Here is a 21,625-nt window from a genome sequence, read left to right on the forward strand (position 1 = left end):
TTGTCGATATGGAAAAAAAGTATTTCGCCTTAAAACTTATTCCGCCACGCCCAACCTTTGCGATGGATATGACAGATGAAGAAAAAGTCATCATGCAGCAGCACATTACTTACTGGACCCAACTCATGCAGGAAGGTGTTGCGCAGGTATACGGACCAGTATTTGACCCTGCGGGACCTTACGGATTTGGCATTATTGCTGTTGACGATGAAGAACAGGTAAAATCCATTACTTCGAACGATCCTGCAACTGCTGTGAACCATTATGAGTTTTATCTTATGAGAGCTATTTTTCCGGACAAAAAAGCATAAGGCAGTTTAAAAAGCTCAACAAACTAAATGAGCTATCGCATCCATCTGGCGTTATTAACTTAGTTACCCTTTCAATTTCCTACGCGTACAAAGCACCATGTATAGAAAGGAAAGAGGGTGCTTTATATTAGCGTACAGGGTATATCCGGCATAGCATTGCATGCGCGTGCACCCTCTGAAAAAGAAAACTATAATGACGCATTAATGTTCATTATAACCGCATTTTTTATTCCTTATTACTTGTTGAAGAAAGAAGCTATTGCCACTCTGTCACAGAAAAGTTCCTCATGTGCAGGGTATAATTATCATAGGGACATTACAGTTTCAGGGGCACGCAAAAGCTATTCAATCCCTGATCTATAACAAGCGTATTTTTCAGTAGGGGAAACAAACTCCAGTCACGCACCAGCAATCATCAGAAGTTTATTTATTGAGGGGGCACTTCCATCAGGTCTGGTGAATTTAGATAACTTCGATTATAAATACAATAGCTATTTTATGGCGGCGCTTATTATCCATAGCTATTTGCAGCCAAATTACAGTTGTGTACTGCCACGCAAAATGGCCGTTTATAAAGAGCTTACACGGAAGTAAAGTGACTGTGCAAAAAAGAGAGCAAGATGCTATAAGATTCTATATGTTAATTTAATTGGATAGTTTATTGAATCTATTATAAAAAATAAGAAGGCATAAAATTCTAAAACGTAACAGTAAACTCAGACCCAACTTTTTCTTCGCTTTTTACTTCAATAGTTCCTCCAAGAGATTCTATCTGAGTCTTAATAAGAAACAAGCCGACACCTTTGCTGTCTTTATTATCATGAAAGACCTGGTTAAGCTTGAATATTTTATGACCATACATTTGCAGGTTTATTCCCAGCCCGTTATCTCCTACCGAAAGCACTACATGCTTACCTTCCGGCCTTGTTGAAATAGTAATCTTTGCATCTTTTTGAGGATCACTATACTTTAGTGCATTATTGAGGAGATTATACAATATACTTTCCATGTAGATCTTTGGATAGCTTATTTTTTTCACGCCGAGTTTTAGTTCAAAATCAGCTTTCTTTTCAACCAATAACCCGTGAAGCTGATTCTTAATATCTTCAGCGATAGCTTCTATATCGCAGTCGTCGTAAGGCATTTCTTTGTTAAGGCTTATTTTGGCTATCATCAGTACTGATTCAAGCGTATTCATCAGGGATGTACTTGCATCATGTATGAATGCGATAGCTTGCTCTGATGACATAAGATTCGCCATCGAATTTTCGTCCGCTGTACCGGAAGTTTGTTCGGTTGTGGACTTCAGAATATCCGCGAGCAATTTAATATTTGCCGCAGGCCCCCTCAGGTTATGTGCTATAATATGGCTTAACTCTTCAAGCTGTGTAATCTTCTTCTGTAAACTCACCTGTGTTGCCTGAAGTTCAGTATTCTTGTTGTTGATCTCATCAAGTAATTGTTTTCTCCGGGTGACGTCCATTAATTGGGAGATGAAAAAGTCAGGGCTGCCATCTGCTTTCCAGACCAGCGAAACAGTCAGTAATATCCAGATGATCTTACCGCTCTTTGTTATGTATCTCTTTTCAAGATTATATGTACTGAGTTCTTTATTGAGCATCCTTTGAACAAGGATCAAATCGGCTTTGAGATCTTCACTGTGGGTAATGTCCTGGAACGACATATTTAAAAGCTCTTGCTTCGAATACTCAGTCATTTCACATAATGCCATGTTCGCATCCAGCCACCTTCCTTCGGGGCTTACCAGGCCAATCCCGGTAGCGGAATAGGTAAATACGCTTGAAAACGTTTCCATGCTATGCCGTAAAGCATCTTCAGCCATTATGCGGTCAGTAAAATCTTGTCCAAAACCAATGACATATTGAACATCATCCGATTGTTTGAAAAGATGGTTGTGGTACAATAAATACGCTAACTGGCCATTCTTTTTTACTACATGCATAATGCCCGAAGCTTTGCCCTTTTTACGTATCTCAACCATGTATTGAAGAGCGAAATTATGCCTGTATTTTTCGTGGATGAGATTGGTTACCGGCTTGCCCACAATCTCTTGCTCGGTATACCCCAATAACTCAAGTGTGTAGGGGTTTATGCTGGTTATTATGCCATTTATATCATGAGTGCAGATCATGGCTGCACTATACTCGAATAACGCTTTATATCTTCTTTTGCTTTCAATCAGTGCCTGTTCACTTTTCTTTTGGCTGGTTATATCGGTATGCGTGCCAATGATTCTGCGCGGATTTCCATCTTGATCTCTATCAAAAACAATGGCTTTACTCAAGGCCCATTTGTAACCATCCCCGCTAGGCTCTTTGTATCTTATTGTAGTACTATAAGTCTTTATTTCACCACGCAGAAGTCTTTCGAACTGATCTGTGCCATCAGCTACATCACCCGGATGAAGTTTGCTTAGCCACGCCTCCAAAGTCTTCACTTCCTCTTTGGAATAACCAAACGTCTGGTGCCATTTTTCGGAAAACCAAACCTCACTTGTTTGAACGTTAAGGTTCCAAACACCGTCATTCAAGGCTTCTAAAGCTAATTGCCAATCATTAACCGGAAACTTACTTTCAATACTCATCCTTGTACCAAATAAATTTTGTTTATATCGCTTGTTTAAATAGACTAATACAGGCAGGAGTTACACCGCATTAACCATATCCAATCGAATCAGTTTGCAAAATTAACCGAGTTGTAATAACTATTGCTATTTTTTAGAAACAGTTGGTGATAAATTTACTTAAAACATTTAAGATGTTTGCAACTGCTATCACGTCTCAGTTTTTTCACTAAAGATTATTTTATTGTAAAATGGATCTATTACTGTCATCTGAATAGTATCAGCCTGCCATTCAACCCTTTCCAGACCAGGGTTCATGTATATATAATTTTTCGATTTCAGTTGGGCATAGTAGGCCGGCAGATCGTTGAACTCTGAAATACTTACACGGCCTCCCGGACTGCATTCTCCATGATGCGCCGACAGATCAAGTGCAACATCACGAATTGACACCTGCATATAAAAAGGATGTCCGTGCGGCCGGTGTTCCCAGTTTATTGTAAATCCAAGCCAGTCTATGTAAAACTGAATTGTTTTATCATAATCAAACACGCGAAAAACGGGTATTATTTTAGCCATTTTTTCAAAAATTAGTGGATGATGTTGCAGCGTGTCAAGTTAAACTTTGAGTTTTATTTTATTGCGTATAAACGAATATTATTTCTTTCAAAACTTCTCATAATGCTCGCAGCAGAAAGTCTTCCATTGAACAATTAATTATCATCGAGCAACCTGCCGTTGTAACGTTTAATAAAACTTTCAATGGCATTTCCAAGCAATTGCATAGCCGGCTTGTTTTTTCTATAATCACTTTTTTCAGCGGGCTCGCCAATGCCGGACAAATCTTTTCTTTGTGCACTCTGTATAAGTGTAAGATCATTCAATATCACATTTACCGAATCATGCAGATTAACGAAAGTTGCTACCCCTTCATATAAGGCTGCTTGTCCATTATTAGTTGTTACGAACTTTACATTGGAAATGATCCGCATACTATCTTCATAAAGCAAATAGTTCTTCATATTGCGTGATGATTCAGTTATTTGTTTATTTATCTGATCCGCATATTGTGCCAATGGCCGCTTGACAGAAGATGTAAAGCTGCCGGTTGCAATTGTATAATTAAAAGCGTAATAAATCCGCCCGTCACGGTAAGGCAAAATACCAGTCGGTGGAATCTGGGCAGAAACATTGACAGATAACACCACACAAATAACCAATGAATTTGCCAGCCTTCGCATAAATCTTCAATTTAAACTTTGTTTGAACTGCAATTGAAAAACAATATTTGTTACTCTCTACCAAAATATGTAAAAAACTATTATTCATCAAATCCTGCTGATCAATTATATAAAAAATTCTTGCAGTAAGCTTTTGGTTCAGCTATCTTACTGAAACAACAAGCCATCATTGAAAGTAGTATTCATTACTTTCGATGATGGCTTACGATTTTGTGTCTATTGTCAGGTTATATATTACCGATGATATTGCAGCATCCACAGGTAAATATTGGTAGTACTCCCCGGCGGTATATAAGAAGGAGCAACAACTATATCCCAAACATCATGAGAACCCGTGGGGCGAATGGTCATCTTAGCTTTTATGATTGGGTTAAAGCTGTTGATAAGATTTACGTTATCTTTTGTTGTGTAAGATGGAACATAGTTGTCAAAATCGTTATGAAACCCCCATACCGGCAAATTTTTGGTGGCTATATACTTCGCTTCTGTACTGGATAAAAGATATGGTCCGGCCATTGGCAAAACAGCCGCAGCTTTCTCAGCATATTTGCCCACATACTCCCATGCGTTGGCGCCACCCATACTATATCCCGTAACATAGATACGGGTTGTATCTATGCGGAATCTTGCTTTTACATAATCTATTGCAGCTTTAACGTCAGCTACCGTAGGCCACTTGGTAAATTGCGGAGCGAACATCATGAAAGCATAGTTCTTTCCTCCGTACACGAAATTTGGAGGAAATGTTTTAAGAGAAAACAATTTTGGCAAACCTTCTATCAATACTCTTGAAAGTGTGGTGCCGCCAGTACCCAACTCAGTCATTCCGGACAGATTATAGATTAACGGGTAGCGTTTCGTCGTGGAATCATACCGGGCAGGCAGGGCCATATAATATCCGGGGGTATTTGCATTGATCTTAACGTTGTATGCTTTTAAAACGGCCGGCTTTGTTTCAACCACATCGTTAGGCGCGATAGTCTGAGCCTGAAGTGTTCTTTGTTGAGCGGTTTTGTCTTCGCTGATTTGTTGTACACCCTCTTTCTGGCAGGCACAGATCAAAACAGAAAAAAGCAGACAGGAATACAGCGGGTTAAATTTTGCAGGTTTCATACAGATAGTTTGTAAATAATGAAATGATGTTTCCGATTATTCACAAGACATTGGCAAGTACTTAAAATTACTCAAATGCTTCGTAAAATAAAAGTGGAAAATCACATAATCCATTTTATTTAGAACGATTTTTTTCAAGAGAACACTGTTGCATCAAAGGTGTTGAACACCCGGAAACATTGGCCTTCCGGCGAATTTGAAAAAGTTTATCTTTTGTGCTGAAGCATCCCTCGTAGATATTTGTTCTAATGAACTTCACAAACCGGCAGAGCTGATACTGTTGTTTACACACACATCTTCATGGCCTTTAACGCAACTTGTCTTGGTATGTTTTGTGCGCATGTAATAAGTACAACTTTTTCTTTTTATAAAATCTCAACTTTTTTTTATGCCTTACATTCAAACCAAACACACTTTTTCAAATGAAGAAGTGAAGTTATATTATGAAGATCATGGCAACGGACAACCCGTCGTGCTCATTCACGGATGGCCTTTGAGTGGTGAAATGTGGGAGTACCAGCTTACGCCACTTTTATCAAAAGGGCTACGTTGCATAACTTACGACCGGCGCGGTTTTGGAAAATCTTCGCGTCCCCTGCATGGATACGATTACGATACACTTGCTGATGATTTGAAGGCTATAATAGATGAACTTCAATTGAATGATGTTATTCTTGTTGGCTTTTCAATGGGTGGTGGAGAAGTTGCAAGATATATTTCGAAGTACAATACAGCAAAAGTATCCAAAGCCATTTTCATAAGTGCCGTTACACCCTTTATGCTGAAGACTGATGATAATCCAGAAGGTGTTGATGAAAGTGTATTTACCGAAATGCTTCAGTCCATGCAAAACGACAGAATAGGATTCCTTGACAGTTTTGGCAAACAATTCTTTGGCATCAATTTACTTAATCATCCCGTTAGCAGTCCCTTACTTGAATATTACCGTACAATAGGCTCCTTTGCTTCACCCATTGCCACCCAGGAATGTGCGAAAGCATTTTCACAAACGGACTTTAGAAAAGACTTGCAGAAAATAAACATACCAACGCTTATTATTCACGGGGATTCAGACAAAACCGTTCCTATTGACTCCAGTGGTAAATTGACAGCAGGTCTGATTGCCGACAGCGAATTCATTGTGTACGAAAATGCGCCACACGGTCTTTTCTATACACACCGCGAGCAATTGAACAATGATCTTATCAGATTTATAACAGGAGCAGCACCACTGGAAATCATAGAAGACGTGCCGCCGGATAGTGTTATTTTACCAAGCAACTATCCTATCTGATTGATCTTTTGAAATAAATAAATAGCTGGACCGGTGACAGGAATGAAGCGATGACTCAAAAAAATTTTTTAAAAGAAGTCAACACTCCAGAATCCTGTCACCCCTCCTTGTTAATGTATTCACAAACGCTTATCCCATCTACGTTTCAGACAGTTCACCACACGACTTTTTCTAAAGAAATAGGTCAAAACAGACCGATTATCACAGCAACGCTACCATTGGTCTAATAAGTTATAAAGTGGTAGAAAATTACCGTCACTTTGTGTTGGTAATTTCTTTCCTCCTATCATCAAAAACTGGCACTATGAACACCTCTTTCGTCTCTGCATGCCTGGTATGGAGTATCATGGCAATTGCACCCCTTATTTCGTCTGCCCAGGAAGCACACCCCAAAAAAGATCAACTTACCTTACCGCCGGGAACAAATGAAACAATAACAAACGCTGCCACAAGAAAGGAAATAAATATTAAGGCTGTAAGGGATTTCGTCAAGAATTTCCCGGTAAGCAATGAAAGCTGGTATAAATTAAAAGATGGCTTTATGGCGCGCTTCATGTTGTATGATATCCAATATAAGGTGTACTACAATACTGCCGGCGTTCGCATATGTGTATTACAGCTGTACAAAGAATCTCATCTTTCCCTGGACATATTACAACTTGTTAAACCAACTTATTGGGATTACACCATCTACAACGTGGCCGAGGTAAACTACCTTAGCAAAACGGTTTATTTTATCTACCTTAAGAACAAAGCGATGTACAAAACACTCCGTATTGTGAACGGCGAGATGGAAGTTGTGAATGAATTTCTTAATGCAGGCGTTGACTAAGTTGTAAGTTATAAGTTCTATGTTATACGCTGAACACGAGGAAGATTACGTACAACGTAAAACGTATCACGTATCACGTACAACTTAACACGTTTCCTCCTATTTTTACTGCATGAAGAAATTCCTGCGCTGGTTGCAGTACGTGTACGTTATTTATGCATTACTTTGGTTTGTTGTACTAATGTTGCTGGTATTGCCTTTTACCGTAATAGCTTTATGCCTCGGTAAAATAAAAGGCGGAAACTTTATGTACAAGGTTTGCAACATTTGGGCAAGAAGCTGGTACGGTCTCGTGGGGATCAGACATGGCGAGATTTATGAAGCTCCTCATAACCGCGAGGGGAAATACATTTTTGTAGCAAACCACTCTTCTTATATGGATATTCCGCCTGTTGTGAGGGCCATCCATCAGCCGGTTCGCGTTCTTGGCAAATATGAAATGACCCGATATCCCATCTTTGGCATTATTTATCGCATGGCGGCAGTTGTTGTGGATAGGTCCAGCCTCGAAAAAAGAGCAAGAAGTGTGCGGGCGTTAAAAAGTGCATTGCAAAAACATATTTCCATATTCATCTTCCCGGAAGGAACATTTAATGAAACACAGGAACCTTTAAAAGACTTTTACGACGGTGCTTTTCGCATTGCCATTGAAACACAAACGCCAATCAAACCACTGCTATTTATTGATTCCGTAAAAAGATTGCATTGGCGCAGCATCTTTTCGCTGACGCCCGGGCCCTGCCGTGTTGTCTTTATGCAGGAAATACCTGTAGAAGGCCTTACCCAAAAAAACCTTCCGGAACTAAAAAAACAAGTGCATTCCGCCATGGAAAACGGCCTTAAAAAGTATGCGGCCACAGTCCAAACCTACAGCAGCATGCAATAGTGCTAGTTTTACCTGGCAAACGGCTTATATTGCAGCCTCAATGGATCAGCAAGCGACATTATATGACAGCCCGGAAACGGAGTACCTGCAAAAGAAACAGGAGCGATGGCTTTATGCGGAGATCATTATTCCGCTGGCGCTTCCGGTAAATTATACATGGAGCATTTCTACAAACTTCCAGGAAAAGATCCAGCCTGGCATCAGGGTTGAAGTTGAGCTGAGAAATAAAAAATACGCCGGGATTGTAAAGAAGATCTTTCCTGAAAAACCTGCTGCGTTCACACCCAAACCTATTCTTAATATTCTTGACAACGAGCCGTTGGTGTTTGCTGACCAGCTGGCATTGTGGGAATGGATGGCGCACTATTACATGTGCACCGAGGGCGAAGTGATGCAGGCAGCCATTCCCTCTAATCTCAAACTCTCCAGCGAAACGATTGTAATCTGGAATGATGAGCACGATGAAGATTTTGCTGATCTTGATAACGACGAATATGTAGTTGCCGAGGCACTGACCATCAAAAAAGAATTAAAGCTGAGTGAAATACAGCAATTGCTTGACGCATCCCATGTTTACCCCGTTATAAAAAGACTGATTGAAAAGCAGGTTTGTTATGTGTGGGAAGAACTGAAAGAAAAGTACAAGGAGAAAAAAGAAACCTACATTATTCTGCACCCATCCTTCCATAACGAAGACATGCTTGCTGAATTGCTGAACAACTGGAGCAAGGCACCAAAACAACTTGCTCTGCTGCTCTCCTATTTGCATCTGTTGAAGACTGAAGGAGAAGTGACGCAGACCGAATTGCTGAAGAAATCTAACGCAACACCTGCACAGTTGAAAGCGTTGGTAGAAAAAAATATACTGATCGCAGAACGCCGTTCAGCAGAAAGAATTAAGAGCTTACCTAAAGACGTAACCATAGATTTAACACTCTCACCGGCCCAGGAAGAAGCACTTCAAAAAATAACAACTTCATTTGTTGATAAGCCGGTGTGCTTACTGCATGGCGTTACGGCCAGTGGTAAAACGCAGGTATACATTCAATTAATTGAACAGTATATCAAAAAAGGCAAACAGGTACTGTATATGCTGCCGGAAATTGCGCTTACAGCGCAGATCATCAGGCGTATTCAGAAGCACTTTGGCGGAAATATCGCCATCTATCATTCCAAGTTCAATCCTAACGAACGTGTTGAATTATGGAACAAAGTAAAGAAAGGTGAAATTAAAATCGTGCTCGGAGCACGTTCCTCGCTCTTTCTGCCATTTAGCAGTCTCGGACTCGTTATTGTTGATGAAGAACATGACGCTTCATATAAGCAGCAAGATCCTGCACCGCGTTACCACGCGCGCGATGCTGCAGTTTACTATGCATCATTGTTCAATGCAAAAGTATTGCTAGGCAGCGCCACTCCGTCCATTGAAAGCTACTTCAACGCCCGCAACAACAAGTACGGTCTTGTTCAATTGAACGAGCGATATGGCAATGTAGAACTTCCTTCCATAGAACTTGTTGATGCAAAAACTGTCGTTACACCGCAAAAAGGAAAGCTAATGCTTTCACCGCAACTAAAAGCGGCAATCCAGGCATCGTTAGATCAGAAAAAACAGGTGATCGTGTTCCAGAACAGGCGTGGTTATTCTCCATACCAGATCTGCGGTGTGTGCGGATGGATCCCCCAATGCCAGCACTGTGATGTGACACTTACTTATCACAAAGCAAAGAATAAGCTGACGTGCCACTATTGCGGCACAGCTTATCCTGTTATACAAACCTGCGCCGCCTGTGGCAGCCATAACTTCATTCAAAAGAATTTCGGTACGGAGAAACTGGAAGAACTGTTCACAGAAGAATTTCCGGGCGCACGGATTGCCCGTATGGACTATGACAGTGTGAAAGGAAAGCATGACCATGATAACCTAATCAAGATGTTTGAGCAACAGCGTATTGATGTGTTGGTAGGCACCCAAATGGTTGTTAAGGGACTGGATTTTGAACACGTGAACCTGGTTGGAATTGTTGATGCTGATGGCATTCTGAATTTTGCAGATTTCCGCGTAAATGAACGTGCATTTCAGTTAATGGAGCAGGTAAGCGGACGTGCAGGCAGAAAGGATGGACTGGGCAAAGTATTAATACAGGTAAGCAATACCCAGCACCCTGTTTTGCAATTTGTACAGCACCATAACTATGACGAGTTATTTCAATACGAAATAGAAAATCGCAAGCTGTTCTTCTATCCGCCCTTCTCGCGTTTAATACAGCTTGTTTTTAAACACAAAGAAAAACACATTGCTGAAGAAGCCGCATACTTAATGCTGAATGGACTAAAAACCAACTTTAGCAATTATCTTAACGGCCCGGCAGAACCCGTTGTAAACCGCATTCGCAATAAATACCTGTGGGAGATCCTCATAAAACTTCCCCGCGATGCCAAACTCATTAAGCAATGCAAGATGGAAATACAACAACAAACAGCCATTATACAATCAACCAAATTGTACAAATCGGTGGTGATTGTGCCAGATGTAGACCCGGTGTAGGAAGACCGTAAGATAGTAAGACAGTAAGATCGTAAGACGTGTAAGACATGTTAAACACGTAAGATTGTGGGACTAGTAGAAAAAAGAAAAAGAAAAGATACCTGCTTTTTCACCTTGCTTTCCGCCGCATATCCATGGTTCCAATCCTTTGTGATTCTTTGCGTCTTTCCGTTTTCGTGGCAAAAAGACGTCGTGTTTCGTCTCTATCGCCGTGTCTCCGTGGTTCTTATCCTTTGTGCTTCTTTGCGTCTTTCCGTCTTCGTGGCAAAAACCTCGTGTTTCGTCAGTGTCGCCGTGCCTCCCTGGTTCCAATTCTTTGTGCTTCTTTGTGCCTTAGCGCCTTTGTGGCAAAAACATTGTGTTTCGTCTCTGTCGTCATGTCTCCGTGGTTTCAATTCTTTGTGCCTCTTTGCGTCTTAGCGCCTTTGTGGCAAAAACCTCGTGTTTCGCCCTGTCGCCGTGCCTCCGTGGTTTCAACCCTTTGTGCCTCTTTGCGCCTTAGCGCCTTCGTGGCAAAAGGACGTTGTGTATCGTTTTTCCGCTGTGTCTCCGTGGTTTCAAATTCTTTGTGCCCCTTTGCGCCGTTGTGGCTTTGTGGCTCAAAAAAGGTATTTTTGTACAAACTCCTAATATGACAACAGCCGCGATAAGAGAGAAATTGCATTCTTACATAAGATTTGCAGAGGATAAAAAGATAAAGGCTATCTATACGATGCTGGAAAGCGAAATTGCAGATATTCCTGACCATTGGAACGATCCGGATTTTCTAAATGAGCTTAATAAACGTTCCGATGAAGTCAAAAAAGGAAGAGTAAAAACAGTGTCCTGGAAAGATGCAAAAACGAAAATTCTAAATTCTCAACCCCGAAAACGAAATGTCTTATAAAATAGAATTTCACCCTGAAGCCTTAAAAGAAATCCAAGAGTCCTATTCATGGTACGAAGACCGCTCCGCTGGTCTGGGAAAACGATTTATCGAAGCAATTGACTACCGGTTGTCTCTGATACTTAATGATCCTGAAAGATATCCGAAAAAGAAAGCGTCCTACCGGGAAATATCCATACACATCTTTCCTTACATCATTATATACGAGATTCTCAAAAAAGAAAAAATTATACTGGTATATTATGTTTTTCACATGAAAAAAAATCCCAAAAGAAAATTCAGGCGCTCATCGAAATAACGACTAATAGTGCTTAAAGAATTTTCAAATTGCATCCGTTATTAAACGTTGTGTATCGTCAGTTTACCGTACTTCCATGGTTTCAATTCTTTGCGCCTTAGCACCTTTGTGGCAAAACGCCGTGTTTCGTCCTGTCGCTGTGCCTCTTTAGTTTTTCAATTCTTTGTGCCTCTTTGCGTCTTAGCGCCTTTGTGGCAAAAACCTCGTGTTTCGTCTCTGTCGCTGTGCCTCTGTGGTTTTTCAATTCTTTGTGCCTCTTTGCGTCTTAGCGCCTTTGTGGCAAAAACCTCGTGTTTCGCCCTGTCGCCGCGCCTCTGTGGTTTCAACCCTTTGTGCCTCTTTGCGCCTTAGCGCCGTTGTGGCAAAAAAACGTTGTGTATCGTTTTTCCGCTGTGTCTCCGTGGTTTGAAACTTTGCAACTTGCCACCAAAAACGTAGGTTTGCCGTCATGCAGATACTTGAAAACGTTTCTCTTAAGCAATACAACACGTTCGGCATTGAAGCTACAGCAAGATATTTTTCAGCATTCCAATCGGTAAGCGATCTGGAAGAACTGCTTTCTTACAAAGAAAAATTATCAGCAGACAATTCGCTATTACCACTGGGCGGCGGCAGCAATATTCTCTTTACAAAGAATTTTGACGGACTTGTTCTAAAGAATGAATTGAAAGGGATTGAGGTTGTAAGAGAAGATGAAATGTTTTTTTACGTAAAAGCGCAAGCCGGAGAAAACTGGCACTCGTTTGTACTTTATTGCATCGAACATAACTACGCCGGCATTGAGAATTTAAGCCTTATTCCGGGATGCGTGGGTGCATCGCCCATGCAAAACATCGGAGCTTATGGTGTAGAGATCAAAGATGTGTTTGAAAGCCTGGAAGCTTATGATCTGCTCGAAAAGACAATCGTTACATTCAATCTCAATGATTGCGAATTTGGTTACAGGGAAAGCATTTTTAAGCGCAAGTACAAGAATCGTTTCATCATACTTAGCGTTACCTACAAATTGCGCAAACTACCTGTCTTTAATACATCCTACGGTGCAATTGAGCAAGAACTCGACAAAATGCAGGTATCGGCTCTGTCTATCCAGGCTATTTCGCAGGCCGTGATTAATATCCGCACAAGCAAATTACCCAATCCTGCAGAGATAGGCAACGCAGGCAGCTTCTTTAAAAACCCGCAGATTGGCACCGATGCATACATTCAACTCAAAGAGCAATACCCTTCCATACCAGGTTACACAGTTGATCAACAACATACCAAAATTGCAGCGGGCTGGCTGATTGAACAATGCGGCTGGAAAGGCTATCGCGAAGGCGATGCAGGCTGCCATGCAAGGCAGGCATTGGTATTAGTGAATTATGGCCATGCAAAAGGAAGCGAGATCTTTTCTCTCTCAGAAAAAATTATCTCCAGCGTGCGTGATAAGTTTGGTATTGAACTGGAAAGAGAAGTGAATATCTTGTAGCTATCAGCTATCAGCTATCAGCTATCAGCTATCAGCTATCAGCTATCAGCTATCAGCTATCAGCTATCAGCTATCAGCTATCAGCTATCATAGCGAAGATCTAAGCGAGTTGAAAAACATACAATATCAAATCACTTTATTTGCGGATGCACTTTCTAACACGGCAGTAAAAGTTTTAAGCTTCGGGCTTTAAGCTCAGGACATCCTTCCGCTTCCATAAACGTATAACCTACAACTTACAACTCCTTTATGTTTTCTTTATGACTTCTCCATACAACGTTCAAACGTCTGATCGTATCTACTTTGAAACCTTTGTATGCACAAAACTTTACTACTGCTAATATGCATGAGCTTCACATGTCTGCTTCTCCGCGCACAGGATACAGTTTATCTCAAAAAAGAAGCAAGAAAAAGCAAAGTAATTACCGACAGGCCACCGCAAGTAGTGTATGCCGAACTCGGCGGACCGGGGATAGCTATTTCTGTGAATTATGATCGTCGGTTTAATAAGAAAACGGATGGCCCAGGCATGTATGCCGGTCTTGGTTATGGCTTTAGTACAAGCCCTTCTTACCTAACTGTTCCGGTTGGTGTTAACTACCTTCTCGGAAGAAACGGAAAGTATTTTGAAATGGGAGCCGGCCTAAGTTATCTGGGCATTTTATCCTCCGATGACAAGGGCACTTATATCGGCGTTATAGATAACTATTATTCGGGAAAGAAAGGCTATCTGTTAGGCACCATGACTTTTGGCTATCGCAGACAACCTATAAACGGAGGATTCAATTTCCGCGTTGGTCTCTCCCCTTTTATTGGTAATGGAATTGCAGGCGTGTTGCCTTATATCGGCGTGGGATATAATTTCTAGCTGTCAGCAAGTAGCTATCAGCTATCAGCTTTTAACCAGCACGATAGTGTTAGAGCATAAAAAAAAAGTGATGGGCAATTCCATCACCTTTTTTCAAACTATTTTTTGAAATTTAAGTTCCCCAAAAAACAGACCTCTTCAAAAAGCATCACAGCTAAAAGCTGATAGCTAATAGCCAATAGCTAAACACAGCTACCTAAAATCGTCTTCGCTCAAATCATCATCCTCATTAAAATTCATCTGGCCGAGGTTCATCATGCTGCCGATGAGGTCTTTAAATTCAATCTTGCCTTCAATAACTTTTTTACTGATGAGTGAGTGCGCAGCCAGTCCGTGCAATACAAATTCCATTAGCAAGGCACTTTCTTTTTCATTTGCGTGCGGAAAATATTTTTTGATAAGTCCATACAGTCCATCCACTTTGTAAAGGGCCTGGACCTTTTCGGCGTCCTTCATATCGAGGAACAGATCAAGATGATTGCCAGCATCAAACCAACGCGTGATTGCTTTGTACGGATCATCATCTCTTTCCTGCTGCGAAGCCTTGCCAGTATTACGTCTCTTCTTCATCCCTTCCGGATTGGGAAAATAAGTAGAGAACTGTGTTCTTACTGCTTTATCCAACAGATTCACTGCCACCTGGTAAGGTCCTTCCTGTTCACCTTCATATACCAGTTCAATCTTACCGGTTATAGAAGGAATAATTCCACTTAGATCACTGATCCAAACCTGTGTACGTTTTTCGTTATGAATTATAGCACGTCTCTCTGCACTGCTGATCGCATTTTCAAAAGCAGAAATGGTAAGCCTTGCACTAACACCACTTTTTTTGTCAACATATTCATTGGAACGGGCTTCAAACGCAACCTGTTCAATCAATCGTTTTACAAGATCGCTGATGTCAACTTTTGCTATCTGCTCTTCCAGTACATCAGCTTCCTGTTCGGTGATGGCAAGTGATGTTTCTATTGTCTTGGGATAGTGTGTCAGGATCTGGCTTTGAATCCTGTCTTTTAACGGCGTTACAATGCTTCCCCTGTTGGTATAATCTTCAGGGTTGGCAGTGAACACAAAAAGAATATCCAACGGCATCCGCAGTTTAAAACCGCGGATCTGGATATCACCTTCCTCCAGAATATTAAACAAAGACACCTGGATGCGTGCCTGCAGATCAGGAATTTCGTTGATCACGAATATGCCCCTGTTGCTTCGTGGAATGATGCCGTAGTGAATCACTTTTTCGTCAGCAAAGCTCAACTTAAGATTGGCTGCTTTAATAGGATCAATATCGCCGATAAGATCGGCAACACTCACATCGGGCGTCGCCAGTTTTTCACCATAGCGTTCACCGCGATGCACCCATGAAATAGGAGTTTCATCTCCATATTGCGCAATAAGATCCCTGGCATATTTGCTCATTGGCTTTAACGGATCATCATTCACCTCACTTCCGGCAACAATGGGAATATATTCGTTCAGAAGATCCACCATTTGCCTGGCCATACGCGTCTTTGCCTGCCCGCGCAAACCAAGAAAAAGAATGTTGTGCCTGCTTAGTAGTGCTCTTTCCGTATCAGGAATTACAGAATCTTCATAACCTAATATTCCTGTAAACGTATTTTCCTTGTTCCGGATTTTTTCAATAAGGTTATTGCGTATTTCATCTTTAACCGATATAGGTGTATACCCGCTTTTCTTTAGTTCACCTAATGTTTTAATCTTCTCCCAAATGGATACCTTACTAGTTTCATTCATGTTTCAAATCTTATAAGTTCGAGTATAATGCATTCAGTGCCGGCAATTTGTCACCGGCTTCTCTTTTATGCCACGGTTTAAAACTTTGCTTTAATAAACCGTCTTGCGTTTTCCACTTTCAAAATCTTTAAATATAAATGTGCCAAGTTTATCCAGGCTTGCAAAAAACGCTTTACCATTGTTAGTTTCAGTGAACTCTGTAACAAAGCGCTGCAGGTATGGATCACTGGCAATCATAAATGTAGTGATGGGTATTTTTAACTTTTTACATTGTGCAGCCAGGTTTAAGCAGCGGGCAGTGATCTTTCTGTCCAGGCCAAAGCTATTTTTATAGTAGCGCTTTCCTATTTTCAGACAGGTAGGTTTACCATCCGTTATCATAAAGATCTGCTTGTTCGGATTTTTTCTGCGCCGCAAAATGTCCATTGCTAATTCAAGCCCGGCGACCGTATTTGTATGATACGGGCCAACCTGTAAGTAAGGCAGATCTTTAATTTCAACAGGCCAGGCGTCGTTACCAAATACTACAATATCGAGCGTGTCTTTAGGATACTTTGTTGTGATCAGTTCACTCAGCGCCATGGCTACTTTCTTCGCCGGCGTTATCCTGTCCTCACCGTACAAGATCATCGAGTGTGAAATGTCAATCATCAGCACAGTCGATGTTTGCGCTTTAAAATCCGTTTCGCGGATCTGCAAATCATCTTCCTGCATATTGAAGCTTTCCACGCCATGGTTGATCTGCGCATTACGTATGCTTTCGGTGAAGTCTATCTGTTCCAGCATATCGCCAAACTGGAACGGACGGTGATCGGGACTGATTTCTTCACCCTGACCAGGTTTGAACGTGTTGTGATCGCCCTGCTTCGTTTTCTTAAGCTTACCAAAAATTTCTTCGAGACTTTTTTTGCGAATGCCCTGTTCGCTTTTAGGAGTTATTACTATTTGACCGGTTTGGTTATCATCTCTTATATAACCATTTTCTCTCAGGTCATCTATAAAATCGCCCATGCCGTATTCATCATCTGTTAGCTGGTACTTTTTATCCAGTTCATTCATCCACTGTAAAGCTTCGCTAACATCGCCGTTTGTGTAGGTTAGCAATTGCATAAAGAGATCGAGCAATTGTTCAAAGCGGCTTTTACCATTGGCATTGGGATCAAACTTCACAAATCTGTTTCCAATCATAACTGTAAGCTACGTAAAAACTCCAAGAAAAAATGCGTGTTTTTTTTGAGTTAACAAAGGCTGAACGTCAGTTTGATTTGAGATTTGAATGCCGATTTGAAATTTCAAATCTCAAATTTCAAATTAGAAATTCTTAACATTGCCGCCTTAAATAGCCTGGGTTTATGAGTAACGGACAAAAAGATCAGATTAAAAAAACTATTATATTACCGGTAGAGTCGAAGGGAAAGAAAAAGGACAATACTGAGGCCGGCTTGTTGATAGATTTTACCGGACCAAGGGACCAGCCGTTTAAAATAGCCTGCGTCCTGGTTAATGAGGTGAATGGTCACAGGGAAATCAAATCCCTACCGCTTACCAGTAACTCATTGCGGCATTATAAAAATCTCCCAACGGAGTTAAGGAGAATACTTTCGGGTTTTACCAGGGAAAACATCCAGCTCAAAACCAGTCAGCTAATGGATGATTTCTTTACTGTTGATCCGGCGGAGCCGAGCGTTGTGAGAGGTGTAAATGCTTATTTACGCAATGCTTTCGCTTATATAAAACCATTCAATTTATTGCTTAAATGGTTCCATCAGTCAGTAGACGAATTACTGTTAACCACTTCGGCAATAAAGCCCGCATCGTTTAGCAATTTTAAACCTGAACTTTCTTTTGAGCTGATAAAAACTAACAGCAATATGCTGCGCCTGGTACCGCTGATAACAATCAACGAAGAAGTTTACCCGGTAACAGATTTTAAAAGAAGGGCTTTTTTGCTGCAAAGTAAAAATGAATTTTTTACGCTATCGACGAAAGACGCCGAAATGCTGGATAAATTTCCCGATGGCTACAGAGATGCCCAGCCAGGCGGAGAAGACGATTTCATTAAACACCAGGTATTGCCTTTAACGGAAGAATATGCTGTTAACCAGAGTGTGCTTTTTGATAAACGGATAATTGAAGAACAGCCAAAAGCCCGCATTCACCTGGGAGAGCTTAATGGCAGTTTTCTAATGTTAACACCAAAGTGGCAGTACGGAGAATTTGAAATTGATAACGACAAGGCGGATACTGTTACCCAAACAACCAGTGACGCTATTTACGAAATAAGACGGGACCGGAATGCTGAAAAAGAAATTACCGCATTTATAAAATCGCTGCATCCAAGGTTTGAAAAACAGCAGAACGATTATTTCTACCTACCCTTTAGCGAAGCTGAAAAAAGCCAATGGTTTGTAAAAGCATATCGCAAAATGGCTGATAAAGACTATGCGGTATTGGGCATGAGTGATCTGAAGCATTTCAGGTATAACACCAATACGCCGGTTTTCTCCATTGAACAAAGTGGCAACGGAATTGACTGGTTTGATCTTAAGATCGAAATCTCTTACGGTGACCAGTCCGTTACGCTGGCAGACCTGCAAAAAGCGATCGTTAACAAACAGACTTTTCTCCTTCTTAAGGACGGTTCTCTTGGTGCCATTCCCGACGAGTGGATAACCCAATACGGTTACCTGCTGAAATTTGGGAAAATTGAAAAAAACAGTATCAGGCTTTCCAAATTTCACTTGTCGCTTGTAGAAGATGCAAACATCACCAGCAAAGGCAAAACCAAAAATTTTGTTGAAGAGTATCGAAAAAAATGGCACCATCTGCAAGAGAACAAGCACAACATTTTCGCTGTTCCGCAGGAAATAAACGCATCGCTGCGAGACTACCAAAAAGCGGGTTTTGAATGGATGTGCCTGCTGGACGAAATGCAATGGGGCGGCTGCCTTGCGGATGATATGGGTTTGGGTAAAACACTTCAAACCATATCTTTTCTTCAATATTTGTGTAACAAGTATGCGAGTGAAACGCATCTTGTTATTTGCCCCACTTCTTTGATCTATAACTGGGAAAATGAGCTGAAGAAATTTGCGCCGGGTCTTGACTATTACATTTACCATGGAGCCAACAGAACGTTTAATGAAGATGACTTTACCAAACACAAAGTGATCATTACAAGCTACGGAACGATGCGAAGCGATATTGAGAAGCTGTCGTCACTTTCTTTTGGCTATATTGTTTGCGACGAAAGTCACGTCATTAAAAATCCGGCATCATTAATGGCAAAAGCTGTTCTGCAATTGCAGTCAAGGAACCGCATTATTATCAGTGGTACACCAGTTCAAAACAATACGTTCGATCTGTACACCCAAATGAATTTCATCAATCCTGGTTTACTTGGTGGTAAAGAATTTTTCAAGACAGAATTTGCCAACCCGATTGATAAACAGGCCAACAAAGAAAAGTCAAGCCAGCTCCGTAAGATCATCTTTCCTTTCTTATTAAGAAGAACGAAAGAACAGGTGGCGAAAGATCTTCCTGCAAAAACCGAAATTATCCTCTGGTGCGAAATGGGTGAAGAACAACGGAAGATCTATGATAATCTGAAGCAGTACTACCGTGAAAACCTGCTCGGCAAAATTGAAGAAGGCGGCGGACTTGGCGCCAATGCAGTTTTCATTCTTGATGGTCTTACAAAGCTGCGCCAGGCGTGTAACGCACCGCAATTAATAAAAGACAGCGATTCAGGTTCAAAAGAATCAGTTAAGATACAGGAGCTGCTTTCTGAGATTGAAGAGAATACGGGAGATCATAAGGTACTTGTGTTTTCCCAGTTCACAGGTATGCTTAAATTGATTTCGGAAAAGATGCAGGAAAAGAATATTCCTTATCTCTATCTTGACGGAAGCACCAAAGCAGATGAACGGCAGCAGCTTGTTGAACGTTTTCAAACCACCGATCATGAAAAAATATTTTTGATCAGTCTTAAAGCAGGTGGCGTAGGTCTTACACTAACGGCAGCCGACTATGTGTACCTTGTCGACCCATGGTGGAACCCGGCAGCGGAGCAACAGGCGATAGACAGGACACATCGCATAGGACAGCAACAAAAAGTGTTTGCTTACAAAATGATCTGTAAGGATTCAGTAGAAGAAAAGATACTGGCGCTTCAACAGAAGAAGAAAAGCCTGTCCGACGATCTTATCAGCGAAGATGCCGGTTTTGTAAAGTCACTGAGTGCAGAAGACATCGACTTCCTTTTCAGTTAATTGATATGGTAACCTTAACTTAACATCATCCCAAATGGAGATGGGCCAAAGCTGACAGCAGAAAGCTAATAGCTGACTGCTAATAGTTTTGAATTTTGACTTTTTACGCTTTATTTTTGAACCCATGAGCAAGAAAATTAAAGTTGGTGTTGTTGGCTATGGTATCTCGGCCAAAACATTCCATGTTCCTTTCCTGATCAATTCCTCACATTACGAAATAACAGCAGTTTTAGAAAGGCACAGGTCCGATTCAAAGACATTGCTGCCTAATGCAACCATTGTACGAAGTTTTAGCGAACTGGTGGCTATGAAGGATGTTGACCTCGTTGTGATAACCACACCCAATGAAACACACTTCCCCTATAGCCTTCAGGCATTGCAGGCAGGCAAACACGTGGTAGTGGAGAAACCTTTTACCAACACAAGTGAAGAAGCATTGCAACTGGCCAATGCGGCAAAACAAGCAGGTAAGGTTTTAAGTGTTTACCAGAACAGGCGATATGTTTCCGATTTTCTTACAATAAAGGAAATACTTGACAAGAAACTGCTTGGCGAAGTGCACGACTATGAAGCACACTACGACAGGTATAGAGCTGAAGCCCGCCCCAACGCCTGGAGAGAACAAAAAATGGCCGGAAGTGGAATCTTCTATGATTTGGGAGCTCATTTAATTGACCAGACATTGTATCTTTTCGGACTACCTCAAATGGTTACCGCTGATATCCGCATGCAGCGCCCACACGCCAAGGTGGACGACTACTTTGACGTGCGCCTGGACTACGGCTATTTACGTGTTACATTAAAAGGCGGTATGCTTGTAAGGGAACCTGGCCCTCGCTATATGATACATGGTTACAACGGCTCTTTCATAAAGTACGGAGAGGATCCACAGGAAGCTTTGCTAAGAGCCGGTGAATTGCCAACAGGAAAAAACTGGGGCGAAGAATCTGAAGACATCTTCGGTTTATTGCACACAGAGATTGATGGCAAGATCATCAAGGAAAAATATCCATCAAAAAGAGGTGATTATGGTCTCTATTACGAAAATCTCTACCAGTCTATCGCACATCACAAACCTGTACTGGAAAAACCCGAACATGGTTACAATACCATTAAAGTAATTGAGCAGGCATTTGAAAGCAGTCACAAAAAAGCTACGGTAGCATGTGAAGGCTTGCTGGATGTAAGCTACACGTCATGAGTTGTAAGTTATACGTGATACGTTGTACGTTTTTTATGGAGAAGGATTTGTTTTAGCTAAATTGTT

Annotated in this window: 17 protein-coding genes; 11 read left to right on the forward strand and 6 right to left on the reverse strand. The window is 41.2% G+C overall.

The features are described 5' to 3' along the window. Positions 1-8: 8 nt before the first annotated feature. A complete protein-coding gene (locus tag QTN47_RS07365; RefSeq protein WP_369328703.1) occupies positions 9-311 on the forward strand; it encodes a YciI family protein in 303 nt (100 codons plus the stop codon). Positions 312-1,008: 697 nt separating this feature from the next. On the opposite strand, the gene QTN47_RS07370 is transcribed toward QTN47_RS07365, so the two are convergent. The 4 genes from QTN47_RS07370 to QTN47_RS07385 form a co-directional block, all read right to left on the reverse strand. Continuing rightward, complete coding sequence (locus QTN47_RS07370) at positions 1,009-2,916, reverse strand: PAS domain S-box protein (RefSeq protein ID WP_369328704.1); 1,908 nt, start codon at positions 2,914-2,916, stop codon at positions 1,009-1,011. Positions 2,917-3,105: 189 nt separating this feature from the next. Then, positions 3,106-3,474 carry a glyoxalase superfamily protein gene (locus tag QTN47_RS07375; RefSeq protein WP_369328705.1) on the reverse strand — a complete coding sequence of 123 codons (369 nt, stop codon included), beginning with the start codon at positions 3,472-3,474 and terminating at the stop codon, positions 3,106-3,108. 134 nt (positions 3,475-3,608) lie between these two features. Continuing rightward, positions 3,609-4,136, reverse strand: a complete 528-nt coding sequence (locus QTN47_RS07380; RefSeq protein ID WP_369328706.1) for a hypothetical protein — start codon at positions 4,134-4,136, stop codon at positions 3,609-3,611. 234 nt (positions 4,137-4,370) lie between these two features. Beyond that, complete coding sequence (locus tag QTN47_RS07385; protein WP_369328707.1) at positions 4,371-5,249, reverse strand: carboxylesterase family protein; 879 nt, start codon at positions 5,247-5,249, stop codon at positions 4,371-4,373. 388 nt (positions 5,250-5,637) lie between these two features. On the opposite strand from QTN47_RS07385, the gene QTN47_RS07390 reads away from it, so the two are divergent. The 8 genes from QTN47_RS07390 to QTN47_RS07425 all read left to right on the forward strand — a co-directional run bounded on the left by QTN47_RS07390 (position 5,638) and on the right by QTN47_RS07425 (position 14,332). After that, the gene (locus QTN47_RS07390) at positions 5,638-6,543 is read left to right on the forward strand and encodes an alpha/beta fold hydrolase (protein ID WP_369328708.1); all 906 of its coding nucleotides are present in this window, start codon (positions 5,638-5,640) and stop codon (positions 6,541-6,543) included. A gap of 304 nt (positions 6,544-6,847) precedes the next feature. After that, complete coding sequence (locus QTN47_RS07395) at positions 6,848-7,375, forward strand: hypothetical protein (RefSeq protein WP_369328709.1); 528 nt, start codon at positions 6,848-6,850, stop codon at positions 7,373-7,375. A 112-nt stretch (positions 7,376-7,487) separates the two neighbouring features. Continuing rightward, positions 7,488-8,261 (forward strand): lysophospholipid acyltransferase family protein, encoded by a 774-nt coding sequence (locus tag QTN47_RS07400; RefSeq protein ID WP_369328710.1) that lies wholly within the window; start codon positions 7,488-7,490, stop codon positions 8,259-8,261. Continuing rightward, on the forward strand, positions 8,224-10,809 hold the full coding sequence (gene priA / locus QTN47_RS07405; RefSeq protein ID WP_369328711.1) for a replication restart helicase PriA: 2,586 nt from the start codon (positions 8,224-8,226) through the stop codon (positions 10,807-10,809). The genes QTN47_RS07400 and priA overlap by 38 nt, the downstream gene beginning before the upstream one ends. Before the next feature lie 631 nt (positions 10,810-11,440). Beyond that, on the forward strand, positions 11,441-11,695 hold the full coding sequence (locus QTN47_RS07410; RefSeq protein WP_369328712.1) for a hypothetical protein: 255 nt from the start codon (positions 11,441-11,443) through the stop codon (positions 11,693-11,695). Further along, on the forward strand, positions 11,685-11,993 hold the full coding sequence (locus QTN47_RS07415; protein WP_369328713.1) for a type II toxin-antitoxin system RelE/ParE family toxin: 309 nt from the start codon (positions 11,685-11,687) through the stop codon (positions 11,991-11,993). The genes QTN47_RS07410 and QTN47_RS07415 overlap by 11 nt, the downstream gene beginning before the upstream one ends. Positions 11,994-12,441: 448 nt before the next feature. Then, entirely contained in the window at positions 12,442-13,464 is a 1,023-nt protein-coding gene (murB, locus tag QTN47_RS07420; protein WP_369328714.1) for a UDP-N-acetylmuramate dehydrogenase, read from the forward strand. Positions 13,465-13,810: 346 nt separating this feature from the next. Continuing rightward, on the forward strand, positions 13,811-14,332 hold the full coding sequence (locus QTN47_RS07425; RefSeq protein WP_369328715.1) for a hypothetical protein: 522 nt from the start codon (positions 13,811-13,813) through the stop codon (positions 14,330-14,332). Positions 14,333-14,524: 192 nt separating this feature from the next. On the opposite strand, the gene QTN47_RS07430 is transcribed toward QTN47_RS07425, so the two are convergent. Together QTN47_RS07430 and QTN47_RS07435 are read right to left on the reverse strand one after the other, a co-directional pair. Further along, on the reverse strand, positions 14,525-16,087 hold the full coding sequence (locus QTN47_RS07430; protein ID WP_369328716.1) for a sigma 54-interacting transcriptional regulator: 1,563 nt from the start codon (positions 16,085-16,087) through the stop codon (positions 14,525-14,527). 90 nt (positions 16,088-16,177) lie between these two features. Then, on the reverse strand, positions 16,178-17,275 hold the full coding sequence (locus QTN47_RS07435) for a vWA domain-containing protein (protein ID WP_369328717.1): 1,098 nt from the start codon (positions 17,273-17,275) through the stop codon (positions 16,178-16,180). A gap of 164 nt (positions 17,276-17,439) precedes the next feature. Between QTN47_RS07435 and QTN47_RS07440 the strand changes: the two genes are divergently transcribed. Together QTN47_RS07440 and QTN47_RS07445 are read left to right on the forward strand one after the other, a co-directional pair. Next, on the forward strand, positions 17,440-20,358 hold the full coding sequence (locus tag QTN47_RS07440; protein ID WP_369328718.1) for a DEAD/DEAH box helicase: 2,919 nt from the start codon (positions 17,440-17,442) through the stop codon (positions 20,356-20,358). 124 nt (positions 20,359-20,482) lie between these two features. Further along, complete coding sequence (locus QTN47_RS07445) at positions 20,483-21,559, forward strand: oxidoreductase (RefSeq protein WP_369328719.1); 1,077 nt, start codon at positions 20,483-20,485, stop codon at positions 21,557-21,559. Positions 21,560-21,625 lie beyond the last annotated feature (66 nt).

This window comes from Danxiaibacter flavus, assembly GCF_041060425.1.
GTDB lineage: Bacteria > Bacteroidota > Bacteroidia > Chitinophagales > Chitinophagaceae > Danxiaibacter > Danxiaibacter flavus.

Excerpts from the sequence above, each read along its gene's own strand:
- QTN47_RS07365 (WP_369328703.1), top strand. The coding sequence starts at position 9 with ATGGAAAAAAAGTATTTCGCCTTAAAACTTATTCCGCCACGCCCAACC.
- QTN47_RS07370 (WP_369328704.1), bottom strand. The coding sequence starts at position 2,916 with ATGAGTATTGAAAGTAAGTTTCCGGTTAATGATTGGCAATTAGCTTTA.
- QTN47_RS07375 (WP_369328705.1), bottom strand. The coding sequence starts at position 3,474 with ATGGCTAAAATAATACCCGTTTTTCGCGTGTTTGATTATGATAAAACA.
- QTN47_RS07380 (WP_369328706.1), bottom strand. The coding sequence starts at position 4,136 with ATGCGAAGGCTGGCAAATTCATTGGTTATTTGTGTGGTGTTATCTGTC.
- QTN47_RS07385 (WP_369328707.1), bottom strand. The coding sequence starts at position 5,249 with ATGAAACCTGCAAAATTTAACCCGCTGTATTCCTGTCTGCTTTTTTCT.
- QTN47_RS07390 (WP_369328708.1), top strand. The coding sequence starts at position 5,638 with ATGCCTTACATTCAAACCAAACACACTTTTTCAAATGAAGAAGTGAAG.
- QTN47_RS07395 (WP_369328709.1), top strand. The coding sequence starts at position 6,848 with ATGAACACCTCTTTCGTCTCTGCATGCCTGGTATGGAGTATCATGGCA.
- QTN47_RS07400 (WP_369328710.1), top strand. The coding sequence starts at position 7,488 with ATGAAGAAATTCCTGCGCTGGTTGCAGTACGTGTACGTTATTTATGCA.
- priA (WP_369328711.1), top strand. The coding sequence starts at position 8,224 with ATGCGGCCACAGTCCAAACCTACAGCAGCATGCAATAGTGCTAGTTTT.
- QTN47_RS07410 (WP_369328712.1), top strand. The coding sequence starts at position 11,441 with ATGACAACAGCCGCGATAAGAGAGAAATTGCATTCTTACATAAGATTT.
- QTN47_RS07415 (WP_369328713.1), top strand. The coding sequence starts at position 11,685 with ATGTCTTATAAAATAGAATTTCACCCTGAAGCCTTAAAAGAAATCCAA.
- murB (WP_369328714.1), top strand. The coding sequence starts at position 12,442 with ATGCAGATACTTGAAAACGTTTCTCTTAAGCAATACAACACGTTCGGC.
- QTN47_RS07425 (WP_369328715.1), top strand. The coding sequence starts at position 13,811 with ATGAGCTTCACATGTCTGCTTCTCCGCGCACAGGATACAGTTTATCTC.
- QTN47_RS07430 (WP_369328716.1), bottom strand. The coding sequence starts at position 16,087 with ATGAATGAAACTAGTAAGGTATCCATTTGGGAGAAGATTAAAACATTA.
- QTN47_RS07435 (WP_369328717.1), bottom strand. The coding sequence starts at position 17,275 with ATGATTGGAAACAGATTTGTGAAGTTTGATCCCAATGCCAATGGTAAA.
- QTN47_RS07440 (WP_369328718.1), top strand. The coding sequence starts at position 17,440 with ATGAGTAACGGACAAAAAGATCAGATTAAAAAAACTATTATATTACCG.
- QTN47_RS07445 (WP_369328719.1), top strand. The coding sequence starts at position 20,483 with ATGAGCAAGAAAATTAAAGTTGGTGTTGTTGGCTATGGTATCTCGGCC.